The organism is Streptomyces albipurpureus, from assembly GCF_023701525.1.
In the GTDB taxonomy this organism is placed as follows: Bacteria; Actinomycetota; Actinomycetes; order Streptomycetales; family Streptomycetaceae; genus Streptomyces; species Streptomyces albipurpureus.
This window is the reverse complement of sequence record NZ_JAMQAW010000121.1, coordinates 1-590: the sequence shown is the minus strand read 5'-3', so window position 1 is coordinate 590 and position 590 is coordinate 1. Positions and strand designations below refer to the sequence as shown.

The 590-nt window shown below is 62.5% G+C and carries 1 pseudogene; it reads left to right on the top strand.

From position 1 onward, the window contains the following. Positions 1 to 590: pseudogene (locus tag NBG84_RS39970) on the top strand (DNA topoisomerase IV subunit B); the annotation flags it as partial.

The window sequence follows — 590 nt, the reverse complement described above, 5'->3', positions numbered from 1 at the left end:
TCGTTTCCAGGAGATGGCCTTCCTCAACAAGGGTCTGACCCTGACGCTGACCGATGAGCGGGAGTCCGCGAGGGCCACTGTCGGTGCCGATACCGCCGAGGAGGCGGAGCAGGAGCGGGTCCGTACGGTCACGTACTTCTACGAGGGCGGCATCGTCGACTTCGTGAAGTACCTCAACTCGCGCAAGGGCGAGTTGATCCATCCCACCGTGATCGACATCGAGGCCGAGGACCGGGAGCGGATGCTCTCGGTCGAGATCGCGATGCAGTGGAACTCGCAGTACAGCGAGGGCGTTTACTCCTTTGCGAACACCATTCACACGCATGAGGGGGGCACGCATGAGGAGGGTTTCCGCGCCGCGCTCACGGGCCTGGTCAACCGCTACGCGCGGGAGAAGAAGCTGCTCCGGGAGAAGGACGACAACTTCTCCGGTGAGGATATTCGCGAGGGTCTGACGGCGATCATCTCCGTCAAGCTGGGCGAGCCCCAGTTCGAGGGGCAGACCAAGACCAAGCTGGGTAACACCGAGGCGAAGACGTTCGTCCAGAAGGTGGTGCACGAGCACCTCACCGACTGGTTCGACCGCAATC